General features: G+C 53.2%; 20 protein-coding genes and 3 tRNA genes. 7 read left to right on the top strand and 16 right to left on the bottom strand.

Annotated elements, in window-relative coordinates:
* Nucleotides 1–5 precede the first annotated feature (5 nt).
* Both MTC_RS09755 and MTC_RS09750 read right to left on the bottom strand, forming a co-directional pair.
* Nucleotides 6–677, bottom strand: coding sequence for a RibD family protein (locus tag MTC_RS09755; RefSeq protein WP_014406530.1), 672 nt, complete (start codon nt 675–677; stop codon nt 6–8).
* 41 nt (nt 678–718) lie between these two features.
* Nucleotides 719–1,489 (bottom strand): SAM hydrolase/SAM-dependent halogenase family protein, encoded by a 771-nt coding sequence (locus tag MTC_RS09750; protein ID WP_014406529.1) that lies wholly within the window; start codon nt 1,487–1,489, stop codon nt 719–721.
* Nucleotides 1,490–1,654: 165 nt separating this feature from the next.
* On the opposite strand from MTC_RS09750, the gene MTC_RS13500 reads away from it, so the two are divergent.
* Nucleotides 1,655–2,605: a hypothetical protein gene (locus tag MTC_RS13500; RefSeq protein ID WP_014406528.1), complete on the top strand. Its 951-nt coding sequence runs from the start codon at nt 1,655–1,657 to the stop codon at nt 2,603–2,605.
* A gap of 16 nt (nt 2,606–2,621) precedes the next feature.
* Here MTC_RS13500 and MTC_RS09740 read toward each other — a convergent pair whose 3' ends face one another.
* The 5 genes from MTC_RS09740 to MTC_RS09720 form a co-directional block, all read right to left on the bottom strand.
* On the bottom strand, nt 2,622–2,948 hold the full coding sequence (locus tag MTC_RS09740; RefSeq protein ID WP_014406527.1) for a winged helix-turn-helix domain-containing protein: 327 nt from the start codon (nt 2,946–2,948) through the stop codon (nt 2,622–2,624).
* 147 nt (nt 2,949–3,095) lie between these two features.
* Nucleotides 3,096–3,755, bottom strand: coding sequence for an alanine--tRNA ligase-related protein (locus tag MTC_RS09735; RefSeq protein ID WP_014406526.1), 660 nt, complete (start codon nt 3,753–3,755; stop codon nt 3,096–3,098).
* A complete protein-coding gene (locus tag MTC_RS09730) occupies nt 3,752–4,708 on the bottom strand; it encodes an aminopeptidase (RefSeq protein ID WP_014406525.1) in 957 nt (318 codons plus the stop codon). The genes MTC_RS09735 and MTC_RS09730 overlap by 4 nt, the downstream gene beginning before the upstream one ends.
* Nucleotides 4,709–4,717: 9 nt before the next feature.
* On the bottom strand, nt 4,718–5,407 hold the full coding sequence (locus tag MTC_RS09725; RefSeq protein ID WP_014406524.1) for a competence/damage-inducible protein A: 690 nt from the start codon (nt 5,405–5,407) through the stop codon (nt 4,718–4,720).
* Between the two features lies 1 nt (nt 5,408).
* The gene (locus MTC_RS09720; protein ID WP_272941625.1) at nt 5,409–5,978 is read right to left on the bottom strand and encodes a hypothetical protein; all 570 of its coding nucleotides are present in this window, start codon (nt 5,976–5,978) and stop codon (nt 5,409–5,411) included.
* Between the two features lie 253 nt (nt 5,979–6,231).
* Between MTC_RS09720 and MTC_RS09715 the strand changes: the two genes are divergently transcribed.
* The 4 genes from MTC_RS09715 (at nt 6,232) to MTC_RS09700 (ending at nt 8,498) form a co-directional block, all read left to right on the top strand.
* A complete protein-coding gene (locus MTC_RS09715; protein WP_014406522.1) occupies nt 6,232–8,100 on the top strand; it encodes a PAS domain S-box protein in 1,869 nt (622 codons plus the stop codon).
* A 119-nt stretch (nt 8,101–8,219) separates the two neighbouring features.
* Nucleotides 8,220–8,292: transfer RNA gene (locus MTC_RS09710), tRNA-Asn, on the top strand.
* Nucleotides 8,293–8,299: 7 nt separating this feature from the next.
* Nucleotides 8,300–8,377 (top strand) — tRNA-Ile (locus MTC_RS09705).
* 48 nt (nt 8,378–8,425) lie between these two features.
* Nucleotides 8,426–8,498, top strand: a tRNA-Phe gene (locus tag MTC_RS09700).
* Nucleotides 8,499–8,546: 48 nt separating this feature from the next.
* Here MTC_RS09700 and MTC_RS09695 read toward each other — a convergent pair.
* The 6 genes from MTC_RS09695 to MTC_RS09670 all read right to left on the bottom strand — a co-directional run bounded on the left by MTC_RS09695 (nt 8,547) and on the right by MTC_RS09670 (nt 12,492).
* On the bottom strand, nt 8,547–8,789 hold the full coding sequence (locus MTC_RS09695; protein ID WP_014406521.1) for a KEOPS complex subunit Pcc1: 243 nt from the start codon (nt 8,787–8,789) through the stop codon (nt 8,547–8,549).
* The gene (locus MTC_RS09690; RefSeq protein WP_014406520.1) at nt 8,776–10,083 is read right to left on the bottom strand and encodes a DHH family phosphoesterase; all 1,308 of its coding nucleotides are present in this window, start codon (nt 10,081–10,083) and stop codon (nt 8,776–8,778) included. The genes MTC_RS09695 and MTC_RS09690 overlap by 14 nt, the downstream gene beginning before the upstream one ends.
* A 25-nt stretch (nt 10,084–10,108) precedes the next feature.
* Complete coding sequence (locus MTC_RS09685) at nt 10,109–10,567, bottom strand: 30S ribosomal protein S15 (RefSeq protein ID WP_014406519.1); 459 nt, start codon at nt 10,565–10,567, stop codon at nt 10,109–10,111.
* A 105-nt stretch (nt 10,568–10,672) separates the two neighbouring features.
* Nucleotides 10,673–11,530 carry an agmatinase gene (speB, locus tag MTC_RS09680; protein WP_014406518.1) on the bottom strand — a complete coding sequence of 286 codons (858 nt, stop codon included), beginning with the start codon at nt 11,528–11,530 and terminating at the stop codon, nt 10,673–10,675.
* Between the two features lie 26 nt (nt 11,531–11,556).
* Nucleotides 11,557–11,943 (bottom strand): translation initiation factor IF-5A, encoded by a 387-nt coding sequence (locus MTC_RS09675; protein ID WP_014406517.1) that lies wholly within the window; start codon nt 11,941–11,943, stop codon nt 11,557–11,559.
* Between the two features lie 162 nt (nt 11,944–12,105).
* A complete protein-coding gene (locus MTC_RS09670; RefSeq protein ID WP_014406516.1) occupies nt 12,106–12,492 on the bottom strand; it encodes a class II SORL domain-containing protein in 387 nt (128 codons plus the stop codon).
* Nucleotides 12,493–12,643: 151 nt separating this feature from the next.
* Here MTC_RS09670 and MTC_RS09665 point away from each other — a divergent pair, with 151 nt between their 5' ends.
* Nucleotides 12,644–13,552 (top strand): carboxypeptidase-like regulatory domain-containing protein, encoded by a 909-nt coding sequence (locus tag MTC_RS09665; RefSeq protein WP_143767127.1) that lies wholly within the window; start codon nt 12,644–12,646, stop codon nt 13,550–13,552.
* Nucleotides 13,553–13,556: 4 nt separating this feature from the next.
* Here the strand turns inward: MTC_RS09665 and metG are convergent, their stop codons facing one another.
* The 3 genes from metG to MTC_RS09650 form a co-directional block, all read right to left on the bottom strand.
* The gene (gene metG / locus MTC_RS09660) at nt 13,557–15,575 is read right to left on the bottom strand and encodes a methionine--tRNA ligase (RefSeq protein WP_014406514.1); all 2,019 of its coding nucleotides are present in this window, start codon (nt 15,573–15,575) and stop codon (nt 13,557–13,559) included.
* 112 nt (nt 15,576–15,687) lie between these two features.
* The gene (locus MTC_RS09655) at nt 15,688–16,908 is read right to left on the bottom strand and encodes an MDR family MFS transporter (protein ID WP_014406513.1); all 1,221 of its coding nucleotides are present in this window, start codon (nt 16,906–16,908) and stop codon (nt 15,688–15,690) included.
* A gap of 72 nt (nt 16,909–16,980) precedes the next feature.
* The gene (locus MTC_RS09650) at nt 16,981–17,613 is read right to left on the bottom strand and encodes a translin family protein (protein WP_014406512.1); all 633 of its coding nucleotides are present in this window, start codon (nt 17,611–17,613) and stop codon (nt 16,981–16,983) included.
* 46 nt (nt 17,614–17,659) lie between these two features.
* Here MTC_RS09650 and MTC_RS09645 point away from each other — a divergent pair, with 46 nt between their 5' ends.
* On the top strand, nt 17,660–19,084 hold the full coding sequence (locus tag MTC_RS09645) for an NAD(P)/FAD-dependent oxidoreductase (protein ID WP_014406511.1): 1,425 nt from the start codon (nt 17,660–17,662) through the stop codon (nt 19,082–19,084).
* Nucleotides 19,085–19,086: the final 2 nt, after the last annotated feature.

Here is a 19,086-nt window from a genome sequence, read left to right as displayed (position 1 = left end):
TGGCTCTATTTTGAATTGTATATGACGTCGTATTCTGTGATAAGGTGATTTCCGACCTTATAAAAATCCGTCAGCCTCGTGCTGACAACCTGGTCGATAGAGTCGACGCCAGGGCCGCCAACAAGCGATGGAGTGCTGTCGCCGCCAATGATGTAAGGTATCTGAATAAGGACTATGTGGTCAATCATGCGCCTTTGAATGAGAAGCCAGATAAGCGTAGGGCCGCCCTCGACCATGAGCCGCTTTATGCCCCTCTCCACAAGGCGCTCCATCATAAGGGAGAGGTCTACACGGTCATCTCCACAGACCATGACGTCCGCGCCCTTCTCCCTTATCATCTGGACCTTTTGAGCGTCTGCCCGCCTGGATACGACTATTATGGTCGGAGCGTCACGGTTTAGCACGTTTGAGTCGAGCGGTATGGACGCATCAGAGCACGGGACGACCCTGATAGGGCTCTTTCCGTCCACCAGGCGGTTTGTCAGGATCGAGTTGTCTATCTTGATGGTGTTGCTCCCCACCATTATGGCGTCAAACTCGGTGCGCTTCTTATGCAAAAACTTCTGGCTCTCCAGGTCCATGAGGCCCATGATTATCTTGCTGGACAGGCCCCTCTTCAGCGTCAGCTTTCCGTCCACCGTCATTTCCGATATCAACGTTACGTATGGCTTTATCATGAGAACCTGTATGATTTATACCCCATGTATTATAGGCTTTACTATTGGAACGATATTGTAACCCTATCCCCTGCGCCTAGCCCCATCAGCGTAGATGCGCTATCGCCATTGCACGCTATTTCGGCCATGCCATGGCTTCCGACGAGCAGCACGAGGGTACGCCTGGGGGCGTCACAATAGGTGCGGACGAATGGCATCTCGACGCCGTTAACTTTTGGGGCCATGCCCAGGTGTAGCAGGCCTGAGAGGGCTTCTCCGCCAATATTGGTTATTACGTTGCCGAAGCCGTCCACGTAAATGACCTTGCCCACTACTCTGTCGTCTTTCAGCTCCGGAACGCCGAAGTCGAGGTCTACGGGGTCTGTGATTTCCCTCAGGCATGGCATCTCCTGGCCTTTAGAGAGGAATGCGGCGGCGGGCGCGAACACGTCCCGGCCATGAAAAACGGGGCTAACTTTACTGGCATAAAAGGAGAGGTCGGATATCTCGTATACCCTGTACGCTCCCTGCGCCCTTGCCGCAGGCATGAGCAAGCCATTATCCGGCCCGACAAAGGAATATTTTTCCCCTTTTATCACGATAGCCCTTCGCCTGCCTCCAACGCCCGGGTCCACGACTGCCAGGTGAACGCTTCCCGGGCTAAAGTGGCCGGAGGCGAAGCGCAGTATAAACGCTCCGCCGCGCACGTCTCCAGGCCTGACCGAATGCGATATATCGACCAGCTTCGCTCCGGGGTGTATGGATAATATGACTCCTTTCATGATTGCTGGATATACGTCCCCGAAATCGGTCGTGAGCGTAATAATAGACACCGTATCCCTCTCATTATCATTTAAGCCATGCGCGCTTATAAATAAAAATCGCTGCTTCTATAATGATTCAAGCATTTACCACATTTTATTTAAACGATAATTATATAATATTGTATTTATATAATATTTGTCGTATCCTGGAGAGAGCCATTTTGAGGTGTGCAAATGCCATACAAGATGCGGCCTGCTAGCGTATTATTAAAAATGCTCGTGATCATTGCCTTTTTAGCGTGCATATCAACTGCGTGTGCCCTATCCGATAGCCCAGAAACGGCCACGGTAGTCGGAGCCATCAAGGTTAATGGAGCGTATACGAACGGCGCTACAGTCACCATCGGCTCCAGTTCCGCAACGACGGCGAATTACATGGGCCAGGACGGCATATACGTCATCAGCGGCCTACCCTTTGAAACAGCCTTGCCATATAAGGCCAGCTATAATGGCCACACCATTACGGATACTGTCGAGCCCATATCCAACGATGGCCAGGGAATGTATAATCTCGGGACCCAGGAAATCAATTATGATGTAGGCTCGCCTACTCCGACCCCTGAGCCGAATGCTACAGCCACGCCAACTCCCACTCCAGCTCCAACGCCAACTCCAGTTCCAACGCCGACCCCGACGCCTGCTGCGAAGCCTCCCTCAAATACTCAGCCGACATCTGCTCCCATCCTCACGCCCACACCTGCGCCTGAGGTCGAGACGGGCACACCACAACAAAGTAGCCCGGTTACGGCGCCATCCCCACGTAAAGTGTTCTCCTCGCCAAGCTGGGACTTTGACCATGAGACGATCACCGCCACCAATGACGGCGATAGCCCCATCACCATCCGGGCATGGATTGAAGACCCCCTAAACAACATCACCGCATCCATAGAAGCCGACTCCACGAAAAACGTCTCAACGCCATCCATAATGACTCAAAACAACCAGATAGTGACCGTGGGGTTCGACGCATACGATAACGGCACCTGCATTGACTCATATAAAGCCATGCTTTCCTTAAGCTCTGCTCCGGCCCCTACCACCGCCCGGTCCCCGGGCTTTGCCGCGTTGCTCGCGCTAGCATGCATGCTAGGAGCGGCATGCCTGATAATAAAGAGGGGGCGCTAACCGCCCCAAAAATTATTTATGCCCTTGCCTTCTGCCCAATTTTCGTTGACAATATCTCTTTAAGGTCGCGATGGCTTTCTTTTTCTCCATTGAGGGCCAGGATGTCTAGAGTATAAGACACGATCAAGGCGCCCTTCTTAGTTAAATGGTAGCCATCAACATCCTTCTCGAGAACCTCCGATGCGATGAGCGCTTTCAACAGGCGATTCAATATGCCCGGGTTCAACTTGGTCTCGAACATTATGTCCGTGAACTTGGTCTTACCCTTGGTCACGGTGAACAACACATCCATTGAGCCCGCATAGGACAGCGTTTTTAATATTTCGAATTCCCTCTTCTCCATTACCACACCCGCTATTTATTATAAATCATTATTTGTAAATACCATCCAATACTATGCTTTAATATGATTTATAGGTTTTGTTCATGCAAAGTTACAGATTATGTGCTTATTTATTATATCTCATATAATTAGTTTTAGGCAAATCCCTTAAGCTAAAGATATCTCTATGCGTTCCCTGCCTTTTCCAGGCTTTTTGCCCCTGGATAGCTGGATGCGCCCTATCTCCCTTGTGTTTTTGGGATGCGTGCCACAGCACTCCATTTTCCAGGAGCCAAGCTCCCAGTTCAAAACATTGGGGTTCGCGGGGTCCCTATAAGCCTTAATATCGTGGCCTTCCGCGATCAGGGCGTTCGCCCTATCTTCCACCTCCTTGAGCTTAGCCCTATCAAGCGGCCCATTAAAAAAGTAATCGGACCGCTCTTTGTTCTCGTCTAACAGGCCGGACGACGCGATATCGCAGCCTTCGCCGAATACTTCGCGCATTAAGTAATACACGATGTGCGACGCGGAGTGCAGGCGCATTTTCCTGTAGCGCTTCTCCCAGTCGATGGCGCACTTAACGCTGTCCCCCACATGGAATGCCGTGGCGTTTTCCATGACGTGGAGAATCCTGCCGTCCTTGGCCACCACGTTCACGACTTTTTCGCCGCCTATTGTGCCGGTATCGCCAGTCTGGCCGCCGCCCTGCGGAAAGAAATACGTATCCTCAAGCTCAACGAGGTTGCCGTCCACGGCGGCCACCCTGGACGAAAACTCCTTTACGTATGGGTCGTCAAAATACAGGTTCTTTGGCACATCGAGCCTCATAGATACTCACCTATATCGAGCTTTTTCCCATCAATATAAATAGCTGGGTTAGTCACGATGCCATCGGCATGCAGGGGGACGTCACAGGTGCCCCCAAAGCCGATATTATTGCCCAGCGCAAGGTGTACCGTATTGCCGGCCTTTTCGTCCTCCAGCAAAATTCCCCAGAGCCGGGCCTTCGGGTTCATTCCAATGCCAAGCTCAGCGACAGTGCGGGCACCTGGGCCCATCTTTTTGAATAGCTCTTTAAGGTCGTCCGCGTGGGCGCCCTTTGCCTCCACGACCATGCCATTCTCGATTAAAAGCTCAAGCGGCGTTTCGAGCAGGCCAAAGTCACCAAAGGTGCCGTCGATGACAAGCCTGCCATTAGCATTTGTGGGGGCTATGAATAGCTCACCGCCAGGCAGATTCGTGAAGTCGCCGGGCCTCAGCGCCAGGCCGGTATCTTCATGCCATTTCCTGCCCCCAAGCTCTACCAGTATATCGGTGCCCAGAGCAGTCGTGATGCGCGCCTGCTTGACGCCCTGAAGGCGCGAGAGAAGGCGGCTTATGTTCGACTTCATCCTATGGTAATCGGCGGTCATGCCTCCGGTGGAGAACATCTCCATGATGAGGCCTCTCGTGCCCTCTGTCAACGGCATGGTTGCGATGCGCGCGCCTCTTGAGCACGCGTTTATCCTGGCCCGAGTATGGGTCAAAGAGAACTTTGTGGGCGCTATGACCACGTCTGAGTGCAGCATTGCTTCCGCTACAGGCTCGGGCGGCTCCTCGCCGCTCATGGTACGGGGCTTCATTTCCACGTAGACCGCCTCCGCGCCCAGCTCCATCGCGGCCTCATAAATCGGGACGCCGATGAAGTCCCTTTCCGTGTCAGAGACGATGAGCACGTTTTCTCCGGGCTTCACGCCCATGCAGTCCTTTACCGCTATCATGGCGCTATCCTTGATGCCCATGATATTCACCTATAGTATGCGCCCTGCAAGCCATTCCTTCGCCGCCCTTAACCGTTCTGGATCGTATGACTTCATCTTGACCTTTACCACATCCGATGGATAGGAGCCAAACGAGACCTCAGGGAACATCCTGACGGCCTCGTTTAGCTCGGAGACTATATCAGACTCAGGACGCCTCGTGACGAGCCAGTCTACGAATAATTTTTTACCGTTGAAATCGTCCTTCACAAGCTCAAACATCGATTTCATTTCCGCCGGCACCCCGGGGAAAACGTATACGCGGCCATCAATGATGAAGCCCGGGGCGGCGCCGACCGGGTTCGAGATCACCGCCGCGCCTTCGGGTATTTCGGCCATAACGTAAGATTGAGGCCTTGGGGACGCGTGACGCCGGGCTGCGGCGGCCTCTACGACCTTCACGGCCTCATCGTTCCTGGCCAGTTTTCTGCCGAAGGCCACCGCTATCGCCTGCCTGGTCACGTCATCGTGCGTTGGGCCAAGTCCCCCCGTGATTAAGACTTTGTCCGCCCGTGAGCTTTTAACGGTGGAAGATATAGCTGCCACGTCATCAGGTATGACTTCAATCCTCTTCACAATCGTGCCAAGCTCTGCGAGGCGTTTGGCGAGCCACGTCGAGTTGAGGTCTGTGACGTCTCCGGACAGGATCTCGTCGCCCACGCAGATTATGATGGCGTCCATGCTATCGCCGCTTCTTATGCCTATTGATTAGCGCTCCCGCTCCGCCAACCCCCCCTATTATCAATCCCACTGGAAGGAATGGCATGCATTGCCCTGCGGGGTTTGATGGCGTAGGAGTAGGCGTCGGAGTAGGCGTTGGAGTAGGCGTAGGAGTAGGCGTAGGCGTGGCATCCTGGAACTTAAGGTCTATAAAAGTATCATAGTGGTCCCAGGGAGGATTGACCTCCTTATCAGTCCATACGAGCTGCAAGTTGGTCGAATTCCTGTAGACTGCGAAGCACTTTACCCTGTTTTGGAGGCTGCCATGTGCGGGCACCTTTTCTGCCAGGATGAACTCGTCGGCACTAAAGGACCTGTTCTCCTGGTCCCTGATTGAGACGTTGAACTCATACTCCACGTCTTTGTCAGATGGGTTGTATAGCGAATAGTATATTGTCACGTACTTGTACTGGTCTGATGGGAAGTTTACCGGGGAGAACACGTCTGAAGTGTCCGACTCCACGGCCTTTTCGAAGTGTACCAGGACAGCCCGTGGATTCCCGTTCGGGTCTTCCGGGTACTCTGCATCCATCACGTAAACACGCTCCGCAAATGCGGGGGTGATAAAGCATATTAACATTAACCCAATGATGAGGATGGCACTAAGCTTCATATGCATCATCGATATATGGATGTCCTCTAGAATAAAGTCCTTTTTGGTACGATAAGGAGGCCTCATGCTGCTGAAGCTAGGATACAGGCGAAGTTTCATTATTTTTTCAAATAATATTAATTATTATTAGCATATTAGATATTGAGGAGTCCTTATATCTGTAGATATAAGCGTGGCTTATAGACTATGTAAGCCAATCGTGCTGGGCGCGACGATACTGGCGACCGTATTCATGGCATTTTATATTAACGTTATACTGGGCATTGACATCGTCTACACCCACCTCTTCTACATCCCGATTATAATCGCTGGCGTCTGGTATCACAAGAAAGCCGTTTATCTGGCACTATTCCTGGGCGCCCTCCACATACTGATAAACTATATGGTCGATGGGCCGTTCACCTATAACACTTTTTTAAGGGCCTCAATGTTCCTGATAGTCGCCTACATTGTCGGGACAATATCGGAAAAAAAGGATATGGTATATAATAGCCTGGAGACCCGCGTCAGGGAAAGGACTGCTGAGCTAAGCCGCATCAACGAGACCTTGAAGGGCGAGATGATAGAGCGCGAGCATGCTGAAAAGGCGCTGCGGGAAAGCGAAGAAAAGTTCCGGATACTCGCAGAGTCGTCGCCCGCCGCCATCCTGCTATACCGGGATAGCAAGCTGATATATGTTAACAGGACGACGGAGTTAATGGTAGGGTTGGGACGTGAAGAGCTTTTAAACATGGAGCTTACCAGCTTTATCCACCCCGCTGAACGTGAAATAGTCAGACAAAGGGCGGCCGCCCGGCTACGCGGGGAAAAGGTGCCGGGCAGGTACGAGGTTAGAGTATTGACCCCTGATGGGCGCGAGAAATGGCTGGAGATATCCTCCGAATTAATATCATTAGAGGGAAAGCCGACCGGCCTGGTATCAGCAATAGACGTCACAGAGCGCAAGAAAGCCGAGAAAGCGCTTATAAAAAGCAGGGCCATCCTTTCAAGGGCCCAAAGAATAGCCCATATCGGAAATTGGGCGTGGAACCTTAAGACCGGCGAGATGCAGTGGTCGGATGAGATATTCAGGATCTTCGGCTACGAGCCGGGCGAAATTCGGCCTACCTGTGAGTGGCTGATGTCCCGTATCCACCCCGAGGACAGGGAAATGATGGAAAAATCGGTAGAGGTGGCCTTAAAAGAAAACAGGCTTTTCAACATCGATTACAGGATTATCGCATCAGACGGCTCTATCCGTTATATTAACTGCGTTGCAGATAAGCTTAAAAGGGGCCCGGATGGCGAGCCACTTTGGCTATACGGCATCAAGCAGGATATCACACGGCGGAAGAAGGTTGAGGAGGAGCTGCAGGATGCCAAGGCCCAGGCGGAGCTATACCTCGACCTCATGGGCCATGATATCAATAACCTAAACCAGATTGGCCTTGGCTTCCTCGAGATGGCGCTTGAAACGCTTAAGCTTGATGAAAATGAGATGCAGCTTTTATCCAAGCCCATGGAGGCGTTGAAAAATAGCACCCAGCTCATATCGAACGTGCGTAAGCTGCAGCAGGCTAAGGGCGGCAACCTGCTATTTCATAAGCTAAGCCTGAAAGAGATGCTGGAGCGATTGATGCCCCAGTACTATAACGTCGCGGGCCGCAGCATCACGATTGACTTTAGGGCCGAGTGTGAATGCTCTGTCTATGCTAATGACCTTCTGTCGGACGTTTTTTCAAATATTATCGGCAACTCCATAAAGCACTCGAGCGGCCCGCTCACCATAGGAGTGCTCTTGAAAAGCGAGACGATTAACGGTAAGCGCTATTGCCGCGTCAGCATCGAGGATGATGGCCCCGGCATACAGGATGAGGTTAAGAGGCAGCTGTTTCGGCATGGGAGGAGGGCCATCAAAAGGGGTACGGGCGGCCTCGGCCTCTACCTTGTCATGACCTTAGTAGAGGATTTTCACGGGAGCGTATGGGTGGAGGATCGCGTGCCAGGCGACTATACAAAGGGCTGCCGGTTTGTGGTGAGGCTGCCTGCTGCAAATAATTAATAGACTGAAATAATCAACAAACCATGTGCACCCCTTATGTACAGCCAAAACGCATAAGAGGATGACCGTTAGATATAAATATGATAGATGCGAGTAGAAGTGGTGTCAAGCCCGCAGATGCCGCCATAACTCAGTTGGTAGAGTGGCTGGCTGTTAACCAGCATGTCACAGGTTCGAGTCCTGTTGGCGGCGTTTAGGCGGGGGTATAGCTTAGCCTGGTTAGAGCGTCCGGCTCATAACCGGAAGGTCATGGGTTCGAATCCCTTTACCCCCACCATAAACCAAAAATTCAAATACGAGGCCGTTTAATTGCTTTATTGCGTAGGCCCTGTTAGCTCAGTTGGGAGAGCGCCAGACTGAAGATCTGGATGTCGCTGGTTCAAGTCCGGCACAGGGCACGTTAATTTTTTATGCCTATTTAAATGTCGCTACGAGCAAGCATCCACTTAATCCCTCATGTCCTCGTCAGCGTTAAGGCCACATAAGACGTCGTTGGCAACTTTGACGTTCACGAGGACATCGTCAAGGGTGGCGAGCAAAGAGCCAATGCTATCGACCTCAACCTCAGTTATGACGAAGCCATCCTCATAGCGAGTCCTAACATTTGGAAGGTTATCGGCGCTAATGGACCGGGATATGAGCCTGGCATCACAGGAAGCGATGGAGAGCCTGGCCCTACACCTGGCCATTAAGCTGGCCTCCTATGATGGCGTCAAGCGCCTCGAGGAAAGCCTTTTCGCCGCCCTTTGGTATCATGCCGCCCGACGCTATCTTATGGCCGCCGCCGCTTCCGCCAGCCTTTTTGGCGCTCTCCCTGATGGCCACGGAAAGGTCTAGCCCTCTATTTATAAGGTCGGTCGTCCCCCTGGCGGATATCTTGACGTTGCCATCCTCCGTGTTAAGCACTATTATGGGCTTATCGGGCATAACGTACCTTATTATCGTGGAGGCTATGGCGCCTGTCACGTCTGAGCAGGATATCTCCACGTACCTGAAAGAGCTACACTCATGGATGCGGGCGATGGCGTCGTGCAAAGCCCTCAATATCTGCTCGGAGTACTCGAACCGCTTCGACTCGGCCTCAGCCACCGAGGGCTCATGCCTCAGGCAAACAGACAGGCCCAGGCCCGGCACGCCCAGCTTACCGCACGAGTTAACGGTATTCGTGAAGTCGTACACGTCCTTTATAAGCTCCCTGTTTAGAACGTATGCCTCGCCCAGCAAGGAGTCGATGGTGTCCGGCGGAGACTTCTTCAGAAGCTTCAGCGCCAGAGCGCTCGAAAGCCGCTTCAGGTCTTCCTGGGATAGAGACTCGATGTTGCCCTGCAGCTTTAATTCCTGGAGGAATTTTCTCGCCTCTTCAAGCCTGCCGGAAAAATCAAAATAAGGGTCGATGGAGCATGCAAGGACCTTCTCGAGGGGGCCTCTGCCAAGCTTCAGCCCCTTATACGCGGCGACCACGCCGGCTTTAACGGCCTCGTCCAGGATGTCCTTGTTAGCCCCCTGCATCTTTTGCTTATCGCCTATCGCTCCTGAAATTGCCAGGCCAGCCAGGTCTACGTTATTGCCCATAATCCTCGCAAGGGAGTAAGCGACCCCTGAGGCGGAGACCTCCGAGCCGCCGTCGATGCCGATGAGGTGGGGGTTCACGTGTACCTGCGAGTGTCCCTCCTGCGGTACATGATGATCCAGTATGACGGCGTGAAACCTGTTGACAATGTCCGGCTGGCCGGACCCCATGTCGCAAAAGATTACGAAATCTCCGGCGTCGACGAATTTTGCTATAGAGCTATCCAGATTGCTGATAATAGTCGCCTGAAAAGGGATTCGAAGCCGCTGCAGCAGGTGGCAGACGATGCCGCAGGCGGTTATCCCGTCCGCGTCGTGGTGCGACACGACCCGGACGAACTTCTGCGCCTTTATCTCATCGGCAGCGGGCTTAGCGATGCCTGATAGCTCATCCAGCTTAGACGTGCCGCCCATTACGAGGCCACCTGAAGCCCAGAGCTTATCTCGAGATGAGGATCTCAGCCGTTTCAGGCGTGTATACCCAGTCCTTTGGCAGTACGCCGCTGGCATGGTAGTACTTCAACAGCCTGCGTATCTTAGACTCGGTCAACTGCAGGGCCCTTTTATTATGGAGGTCCTTTGGGTTGCCTTCTAGATGCTTATGCAGGCCGACGGCCTTCCTTATGAGGTTCGTCAGGTCTTCGGGGACCTTAGGAGCGGCGCTATGCTCCTCAAGTATAGCCTTTAGCTTTTTGCCCGTGACCTGCGATATGTCCGGAACTCCATACTTGTCCCTTAATATTAGCCCGATCTGGCTCATGGAGACGTTCTGGGCGTTTAGGTTTATCACAAGTTTTTCGACTTCTTCTTTCTTAATAGTTAACCATGCGGGAGGGGTTTTCCTGACCGGCCTTACAGACCTTGCCCTTCCCTTCCTTCTCGTATGCATTTTTGCCATTGATAACCCTCTTAAATCATTGTTAAGCTCGATGTGTATGAAGTTCTTTTTTGTGGCGAAGACTTACCTACAATATGTTGACTAGCTTATATAATTTTTGGCCCTTTAAGCTTGCATCGACTTCCACTTTGCCGCTATGAAGTCCCTGATGAGCTTTGCTCCGAGGATGGCGGTCACGCCGTGGTCATACACGGGGGATATCTCCACGACGTCGAAACCAACGGTCTTTGGGGCCAGGCGCCTGATGACCTCCCTCACTTGACGGGGAGTCATGCCGAATGGTTCCGGCGTCCCCAGTCCAGGGGCATATGCTGGGTCGATGGCATCCATATCTAATGAAAGGTATATCCTGTCGCAGCCCCTCAGGTACGCTTCAGTCTCCCTGAGCACGGCGTCAATGCCCATTGCATCGACATCGTTAGCGGTAAAAGACATGATTCCCTTATTCCTCACGTACTCATACTCTTCTTTAGTGCCGCTCCTTATGCCTATAGATACATACCTGTCAGCGAGGTCCTCAATGATGTGCCTGGAGACGCAGGCGTGGTTATTCCTGAGGCCGCCATACTCCTGCCTCAGGTCATGGTGGGCGTCCATTACCACGAAGCCCACTTTGCCGCAGGCCTTAACGCAAGGATAGGTGAGCGAGTGCTCGCCGCCCATCATTATGGGGAGCTTTCCTGCCTTAACGATGCCCGACGCAACGTCATATACGGCGTCCAGCGTATCGTCAACGCTGCAGTAGGCCTCGATGTCGCCCATGTCGTGCACCGGCACGTCCACGAGATCCACGTCCAGGTCACCGTTATACGTCTCGAAGTTATACGAGGCCTTCCTCATTTCCATGGGCGCCCACCTGGAGCCAGTCCGAAAAGACGAAGTGCCATCAAAGGGCACCCCGAAAAGCACGAAAGTGGCATCGTCAAAGGAACTGCAGGCGTCGGCGAACAGGTTTCCCTTCATAGCCGAAATCACCTAAAAAAGAAAATTCAGGTTCTCATCTGAATCTTCATTTTGCCCATGCTAGAAATATAGGCTACCTCTTCGCCCTGCTTGACCTTGTCCTTAAGCTCTTCCGGTATCTTGAGCTCAAAAGTCGAGTAGTCGGCCGTGTCCATGAGCTGGGCCACGTCGCCCGCAATAGATAACACCTGGGCAGTCTTTCTCTCAACGATGGGCACGTAGACCTTGGCGTCGACCGGCTGCACAATGGACCGCTTCTGGCCGTCAAACAGGCCAATGGCATCTATCCTGGCCTTGGCGGCGCCATGCTTCCCCGGCTTAGAGTGCTGCACCGAAACAATCGTACACGGCTCGTCATCGATGATCACAAACTTGCCTTCCTTCAAGGTCTTGATCTCAGTCTGCTGCTTCATTTAGTGTTCCTCCAATCAGAAGAGCGTTCATAAACGCATCATGAATATCATGGGCTTTGTCGATTTCGTTGTCCCGCCAAAGCCAATTTTAGGCTACTATACTCTTCAACCCTTATAAATAGTTAATGCCGTCCGTTAGTTCTGGATTAAAAATGATATAGGCTATTTTACCTTTATATCCTTCTTATTCTCCCAGATGCCATGCAGGTTACAGCTCTCACGGGCCACGAGCGTCGTGCTCTTATCCAGTGCAACCCTAAAGGTGGCCCTGGGATGGGAGAACTTGGGCGATAGGCCCACGCGGCACATCTCGAGGTTCCCCTCAGTCCGGCCAATGCTAATCCACTCTATGAAGTGCGCCAGCTCGCTGGGGTGGTCAATGCCCACTCCAACGTTAACAGTTACATCGAACGGCTTGTTCGCCTCCACCGTGTCGGGGCACTCAATCCTCGGCCAGTGCTTCTTCTCAAGGTCGGTCATGTTATTGCGGTCCTTCGGGTAGTTGACCTGCTCGAACAGGCTAGGGGTAGCTTCCGTCATCTTCATCATGTCATTCACCACGCTTTAAGCGCTTATTCTCCATATGCACGCTATATATGATACATATAAAATCCAACCTATAAATATGATTCTCAAAAAGGATTGTGGGCGGACGCGAGGACGAGAAAATATATACGCTATCGGGTATTGGGTGCTTGATATGTCTCGAAGGGCTTTAACTATCATAGGCTTGCTGGCTATCATTTGTTTTGTATCATGCGTGTCCGTGCAGGCGGAGGAGGCGCAGAATAAAACGCTATACTGGTCTCCGGTCACGATTGAAAATGGGTCGCCTGCGTTCACAATAGAGGATGCGCAGGGCATTAACTATACGATATACGATGAGCTCGGGGCACAGAGCGTCCACGTATCCGTGATAATCGCCCAACTTTACCTAAATGGGGCGCCATATCGCATGGCCGGCATCCCGATAACCTTCTCATCCGATAACGATAGCGTTGCAGTGCTAGAGCCTAACAGGACCAGGCCGAGCGATGCTAGCGGGCAAGCCAGGATTCTCCTGATAGCGAGAAATCATAGCGGATGGGTGAACATCACCGCCGAGTCTGAGATAATGTATGGGCACAGGCTGAGCGATACTTGCAGGGTCCGCGTGGTCGGCTGGGGAACCGTATCCGGCATGGTGACCGACCAGAATAAGAACGGCGTACCAGAGGCCACTGTAACTTTATGGATATGGAATGGCACGGCTAACGTGAAAATGCTCGCCGCCAGGGATAACCCGCAGCTATCTAATGATGGGAGGACCGCCGCCATCGGGACGTACACGTTTGTATACGTGCCCGCGGGCTCATACAACGTGACTGCCGAGAAAGATGGGCATGTTTATTATAGGCTTTTTAGCCTTTATGAGGGCCAGGGCACTGTGACGGCGAACGTGGCCATACCTGACTATGTGTACGTTAAGCCAGCCACGCCAACGCCAGAGCCTTCAGCTACGCCAGCGTCGCTGCCGCCATCCTTACCTAAACCCACTCCAGCGTTGCCAGCTTTATTCGCAATCGCAGCCTTTGGCGCCATTGCCATGATAAAAAGGAGGCCAGAATAGCCATTTAGCGGACCCTGGTGCCGGGCGCCGACGGCTTCTCAGGCGCCAGCAGGGTAGCGCCATTAGAGTCAGCAGCCAAAAGCATGCCATTAGACTCCACGCCCATGATCTTGGCAGGCTCCAGGTTAGCGACCACGATAACGGTCTTTCCAACCATCTCCTCAGGCGTATACTGCTCAGCGATTCCCGCCACAATCTGCCTGGGCGCGCCCTCCCCAATATCCACCAGATTCTTCAAAAGCTTCTTGCTACCCTTTATACGCTCGCTTGCTATCACTTTGCCAACGCGAATGTCCAGCTTCTGGAAATCCTCAAAAGAGACCTTAGGGGCCTCGGCAGCCTTTTTACCAGCCGCCCTCGCCTCCGCCGCTGCTACCCGCTCCTCCAGGATCTTTTCCATCTCAGCTATCTTTTTATCGTCAAGCTTTGAAAATAGTATCGTGGGCTTCGGGCGCTTCAAGCCGCCATCATAGGGCACCAGCGCATCATCAAAGCTCTTCTTAGCCAGGCTCGCCTTATCATAGCCCAGCATGCCCCAGGTCTCCTCCGCCTTAGCGGGCATCGCGGGCCACGACAATATGGCCAACGCCTTCACGATCTGGGCGCAATTATACAATACGCTCTCACACGCCGACTTATCCTCCTTAATAAGCTTCCAGGGCTCATGGGCCTGGAAATACGTGTTCCCAAAGTCCGCCAAAGTTATAATAGAGTCGCATATCTTCTTAAACTCATAGTTCTCGATCTCGGCCTTCGCCACGCTCACCGCGCCGGCGATAGCCTCCCTCACGGCCGGGTCTATCTCGCCTCCTACATTCAATCCCTTGGACTCGATGAATGTCAATACCCGGTTCACGAAGTTGCCGAGGCTGCCTACCAGCTCCTTGTTCACCTTTGTCTGAAACTCCTTCCACGAGAAATTGATATCCTTCGTGTGAGAAGTGTAGCTCAAGATGTAGTAGCGCAGCAGGTCAGGGTGGAACCCATGGGCCAGGTAGTCATCCTCGACCCACACGATATACCCTCTACTCTTGGAAAACTTTTTATCATTAATTTTTATCATGCCCGATGCCACGACTCCCCAGGGAAGCGTGTAATCGGCCCCCTTTAGCATGGCAGGCCAAAAGATGCAATGATGATAGATTATGTCCCCGCCGATGAAGTGGATGATGCGCGAGTCGCCCTTCCATATCGCCTTCCAGTCCTTGCCAATGGAGTTCATGTACTCTTCGGTGAAGGCTATGTACCCTATTGGCGCGTCAACCCAGACGTAGACGACCAGATCCTCATGGCCTGGGAACTTGACGCCCCATTCCAGGTTACGGGTTATACACCAATCCTTCAGGTCCTTGGCCCATTCTTTGGCATAGTTAACGTTTGGCGTGGCGTGTAGATTATTTAAGTATTCGGCTAAGAACGGCCCGAATGCCGACAGCTTAAAGAAGAAGTGCTGCTTGACGCGCGTCTCTGCCTTGCCGCCGCAGATCCGGCACCTCGGGTCAAGTATGTCGCCAGGCTCCAGGTGCCTCTGGCAGCCTATGTCGCACTCGTCGCCCCTCGCTAAAGCGCCGCAGTATGGGCAGGTACCCTCCACGTAGCGGTCTGGCAGGCCGCGCTGGCAATGGCCACAATACGCGACCTTAATATCCTTGGGATATACGTATCCATTCCTGATAAGGTCCTCGACGATTGAGCGGGTGCGCTCGTGGTTTTCGGGGTCATCCGTGCTGCCATAGTGGTCGAAGCATATCCCGAATTTCTTGAAGGTCTCCTGGAAGACCTTATGGTATTTTTGGACGAGTTCAGCAGGCGTGATGCCCTGCTCTTCGGCGTTGACCACTATCGGCGTTCCATGGGCGTCAGAGCCGCAGACGAATATCGTTTCCTGGCCCATCATCTTCAGAGTCCTCACGAACATGTCCGCTGGTATATACGTTCTCAGGTGGCCGATGTGGCAGGCCCCATTTGCGTATGGCAGCCCGCAGGTCACTAATACTGGCTTGTTGCATGGGAACTCTGGCATGGTTATCTCCTTACAAATTGAACGATTATAGATGGCTCGAAGAGTATATAGTTTACCATTTATGTGTTCGACCATCTCACAGCACATTTAAGATGTGCTTTACAATTCGGCTTTAAACCGCCGTCGACCTCACATCATCCATCCTGGCGGACAGCCTGAGCCGCAGGTAGAGGTAGCCGGCAGCGCAGGCTAACTCTAAGGCTCCGAGGACGAGCCACATCAACATTATATTGGCGGAAAAGCGGTCCATCAGCTGTCCCCCAAACGCAGGGCCGCATGCCGAGCCAACGTTACCGATAAAACCTGAAAAGCTCATGTAGCGGCCACGAGCCTCCGGAGGAGCCATCTCGGAGAGAAGAGTCTGAGATGCGGGGGTAACGACAAGCTCGCCTACGGTGATGATAAACATGCTCGCAAACAGCGTCCAGAAGTCGGTACAAAAGCCCACGATGCCAAAGCCTACCGCGTAAAATAATGAGCCCAGGATCAGGGAAGTGGTCAGCTTAAAGCGCTCCAGGTACAAGGCTATGGGAAGCTGGAAGAAGACCACCATGAAGCCGTTCAAGGAAAAAATCAGGCCCACCATCGCCTCGGACACCTGCACGAAGCCGCCCGCAAACGTGCCAAATGTGGTGAACAGGTTTGAGTAGACGAGCGAGCCGAGGGCTGATACCACACAATAGATGAGGAAGGGCGTATCGTTCCACAATGGAGCATGGCTTACATGCTCTGCCACATCTCTTTCATCGGGCCTGGTGTCACGAAGCATGCAGATGGAGATGAGCATGTAGACGCCACTGGTAAGAGCCGTGATTATGAACATGGCAGCATAGGAGTAAGATGCCAGCATGCCGCCGAAGACGGGGCCCAGGGCGAAGCCAAGGTTTCCGCCGATGCGCAGCAGGCTGAAGGCGCCGTTCCTGTCCCCCGCCTCCACCGTGTCAGCAACCATCACCTGCGGGACGTTTCGGTACAGGCCGCCTGAGGCCTCCTTCAGCGCCATAAGCAGCAAGAATTCGGCGAACCCCATGTTTGCCATTATGGCGTACCCCATGAGGGAGAAGACGGCCATCTGCGTGAACAGCCCCACGTTCAGCATTATCTTCCGCCCGAAGCGGTCGCAAAGCTCGCCGCCGGCCACAGATACGATGCCCCCTGCCGCGGCGGCAACAAGCAACGCAAGCCCGATGTCAGCCATAGGCACTCCCCTGTACTTGAACAGGTAGAGCGAGACGAACGGGTAGGCTATCGAGGTGCCAAACGTGTTAATTAACGAGCCTGCAACCAGTATCCAGACCTGGCGTCCGTAGCGGCTGAATATGCTCCGGGCCATATCGGTCGTCTTAACATGACGTTTAGGTATATATGCCCTGCGTGATAAAAGGAGGCATAGATATGGGGCACCTTATCTTTTAAAATTCTCCTCGAACCGCCCCATCGACTCGTGAAGCCTTTTAATCTCTAATGCGTTAGTAAGGTCCCCACGGGTGCGCTCGATTAGCGAGCGAGCCACATCTACCTTTTTGCGCAGGCCATGCATGATGGCATCAGGATAGTCGAATGACATCATCTCCACGTAGAACTCGTCCATGATGTCCAGGTACTTTTCCCCATCCTCCGGCCTGCCCTTCCGTATAAGGTCCAGTATATGACGCCTGAGCTCGCCAACCGTGTCGCCCATGCCCTTAAGGTAGGCGGCGTTCTCTACCCTCAGGCTTTCCGGCGTCGGCAGGTCCTTGCCCCGCAACACTGCATACAATATGGACACCTCTGCAAACTCGGCCTGGGCATCCTCTACGTAGCCAGAATAGTAGACCTCCGGGAACTCCTTGAGCGAGTCATGGAGGAAGCCGTTCATGCCTGAGGTCTCGCTTATCAGCTTTTCTGCCTGCTCCCATTCTCCACGATGGATAGCCTTAATAGAGTCTCCCGAATATCTCGTTATTTTCCTGGAGGCGGCCAGCGCTCCCTCCCGTGCATTATCCATTGCGTCAAAACGTGTCCTGATTAAGTCGCAGATATCCTTAACTGTCTCCATATCTTTAACAACCGAGTATCAAGTATGGCGGCATGTCGCTTTATCCTTGTGGCAGAGAAATCATTATATCATATTCGGCAAACTCCTTATTGAAGGGATAGCGACGAAGCGCAAAGTCATAATCGTCGGGGCAGGACCTGCAGGGCTGGCCGCTGCCAACGAGCTGGCCGGCCACGCCGACGTGCTCATCATCGAGAAGGGCAGGGATATAGGGCAGCGGACCTGCCAGGTCATGAAGGGCAGGGATTGTATTTATTGTAATGTTTGTAGCGTGACTGCGGGCGTCGGCGGGGCGGGCGGCATGTCTGACGGAAAGCTCAACCTGAGCCCGCTGATAGGGGGCGACCTCGTAGACTTTGTGGGCATGAAGCGTGCTGAAGAGCTGTTTGAGATGGTCGATGCATATTTCGTGAAGCATGGCGCGCCGCCCGAAGACCCTCATGTGCCTCCCACTCCGCTCGTGCAGCGTGCGGCTGCAAACGGCATCGAGTTTATCCCGATAAGGCAGAAGCACATCGGCAGCGACATGCTGCCCAAAGTGATCGGCTCCATGAAGGCTGACCTGGAAAAGCGAGGCGTTAGATTCCTCCTGGAAACGACCGTTGAGAGCGTCATCGCAAAGAATAATAAGGCTATTGGAGTGATGGCTGGGGGCAAGCGATACATGGCTGATTTCGTCTTATTGGCCCCGGGCCGCTCAGGGAGCACATGGCTTGGCGAGCAGATGAAAAAGTTCGGCGTCCCCATCAAGTACATGCCGATTGACGTAGGGGTGAGGGTCGAAGTGCCCGCCGTCGTCTACGAGGAGGCCGTCAAAACTAACTGGGACCCGAAGTTCCGCATGTATACCCCGACTTATGATGACCTCGTTCGGACTTTTTGCACCTGCCCATATGGCTTTGTGGTGCAGGATACCTATGAGTCCGGGGTGGGAGTGAACGGCCACTCGCAGAGAAATTGCCGCTCAAGTAATACGAACTTCGCTTTCTTGACGAAGATAGCCCTTACTGAGCCTCTCGAGAATACGAATGAGTATGGTAGCACTATAGCTGAGCAGGCGAAGACTATAGGGGGCGGGAAGCCGCTGCTGCAGCGCCTGGGCGACCTCAAGAAGGGCAGGCGATCGACCTGGGACCGGCTCAAGAGAAGCTATGTAAACCCCACGTTGAAGGCGGTTACGCCTGGAGACATATCAATGGCGTTGCCACATCGCGTCGTCACCGATATCCTGGAAGGCCTGGACATGCTCGACCGCGTCGTGCCAGGTGTAGCCTCCGACGCGACCCTGCTTTACGCCCCCGAGATAAAGTTTGCGGCAATACGCCCGGAGACCAGGGAAGACTTCGAGGTTGCAGTCGTTGATAATCTATACGTTGCCGGCGATGGGGCCGGCGTGACGCGCGGCATAGTGCCCGCCGCCGCAATGGGCATATCATGCGCGCAAGGCATCATAAAAAAGATAAAAGCATAAGC

The sequence above is a fragment of the Methanocella conradii HZ254 genome (assembly GCF_000251105.1).
Taxonomy (GTDB): domain Archaea; phylum Halobacteriota; class Methanocellia; order Methanocellales; family Methanocellaceae; genus Methanocella; species Methanocella conradii.
Note: the sequence above shows the minus strand (reverse complement) of the source record. Positions and strands in the feature narration are given on the sequence as shown.

Coding starts and splice junctions, on each gene's coding strand:
- MTC_RS09695 (WP_014406521.1), bottom strand. CDS start 8,789: ATGGCCAGGTGTAGGGCCAGGCTCTCCATCGCTTCCTGTGATGCCAGG.
- MTC_RS09685 (WP_014406519.1), bottom strand. CDS start 10,567: ATGGCAAAAATGCATACGAGAAGGAAGGGAAGGGCAAGGTCTGTAAGG.
- MTC_RS09690 (WP_014406520.1), bottom strand. CDS start 10,083: ATGGGCGGCACGTCTAAGCTGGATGAGCTATCAGGCATCGCTAAGCCC.
- MTC_RS09730 (WP_014406525.1), bottom strand. CDS start 4,708: ATGGGCATCAAGGATAGCGCCATGATAGCGGTAAAGGACTGCATGGGC.
- MTC_RS09655 (WP_014406513.1), bottom strand. CDS start 16,908: ATGGCCCGGAGCATATTCAGCCGCTACGGACGCCAGGTCTGGATACTG.
- speB (WP_014406518.1), bottom strand. CDS start 11,530: ATGAAGGGAAACCTGTTCGCCGACGCCTGCAGTTCCTTTGACGATGCC.
- metG (WP_014406514.1), bottom strand. CDS start 15,575: ATGCCAGAGTTCCCATGCAACAAGCCAGTATTAGTGACCTGCGGGCTG.
- MTC_RS09650 (WP_014406512.1), bottom strand. CDS start 17,613: ATGGAGACAGTTAAGGATATCTGCGACTTAATCAGGACACGTTTTGAC.
- MTC_RS09735 (WP_014406526.1), bottom strand. CDS start 3,755: ATGAGGCTCGATGTGCCAAAGAACCTGTATTTTGACGACCCATACGTA.
- MTC_RS09725 (WP_014406524.1), bottom strand. CDS start 5,407: ATGGACGCCATCATAATCTGCGTGGGCGACGAGATCCTGTCCGGAGAC.
- MTC_RS09755 (WP_014406530.1), bottom strand. CDS start 677: ATGATAAAGCCATACGTAACGTTGATATCGGAAATGACGGTGGACGGA.
- MTC_RS09675 (WP_014406517.1), bottom strand. CDS start 11,943: ATGAAGCAGCAGACTGAGATCAAGACCTTGAAGGAAGGCAAGTTTGTG.
- MTC_RS09665 (WP_143767127.1), top strand. CDS start 12,644: ATGTCTCGAAGGGCTTTAACTATCATAGGCTTGCTGGCTATCATTTGT.
- MTC_RS09740 (WP_014406527.1), bottom strand. CDS start 2,948: ATGGAGAAGAGGGAATTCGAAATATTAAAAACGCTGTCCTATGCGGGC.
- MTC_RS09720 (WP_272941625.1), bottom strand. CDS start 5,978: ATGGATGCAGAGTACCCGGAAGACCCGAACGGGAATCCACGGGCTGTC.
- MTC_RS13500 (WP_014406528.1), top strand. CDS start 1,655: ATGCCATACAAGATGCGGCCTGCTAGCGTATTATTAAAAATGCTCGTG.
- MTC_RS09670 (WP_014406516.1), bottom strand. CDS start 12,492: ATGATGAAGATGACGGAAGCTACCCCTAGCCTGTTCGAGCAGGTCAAC.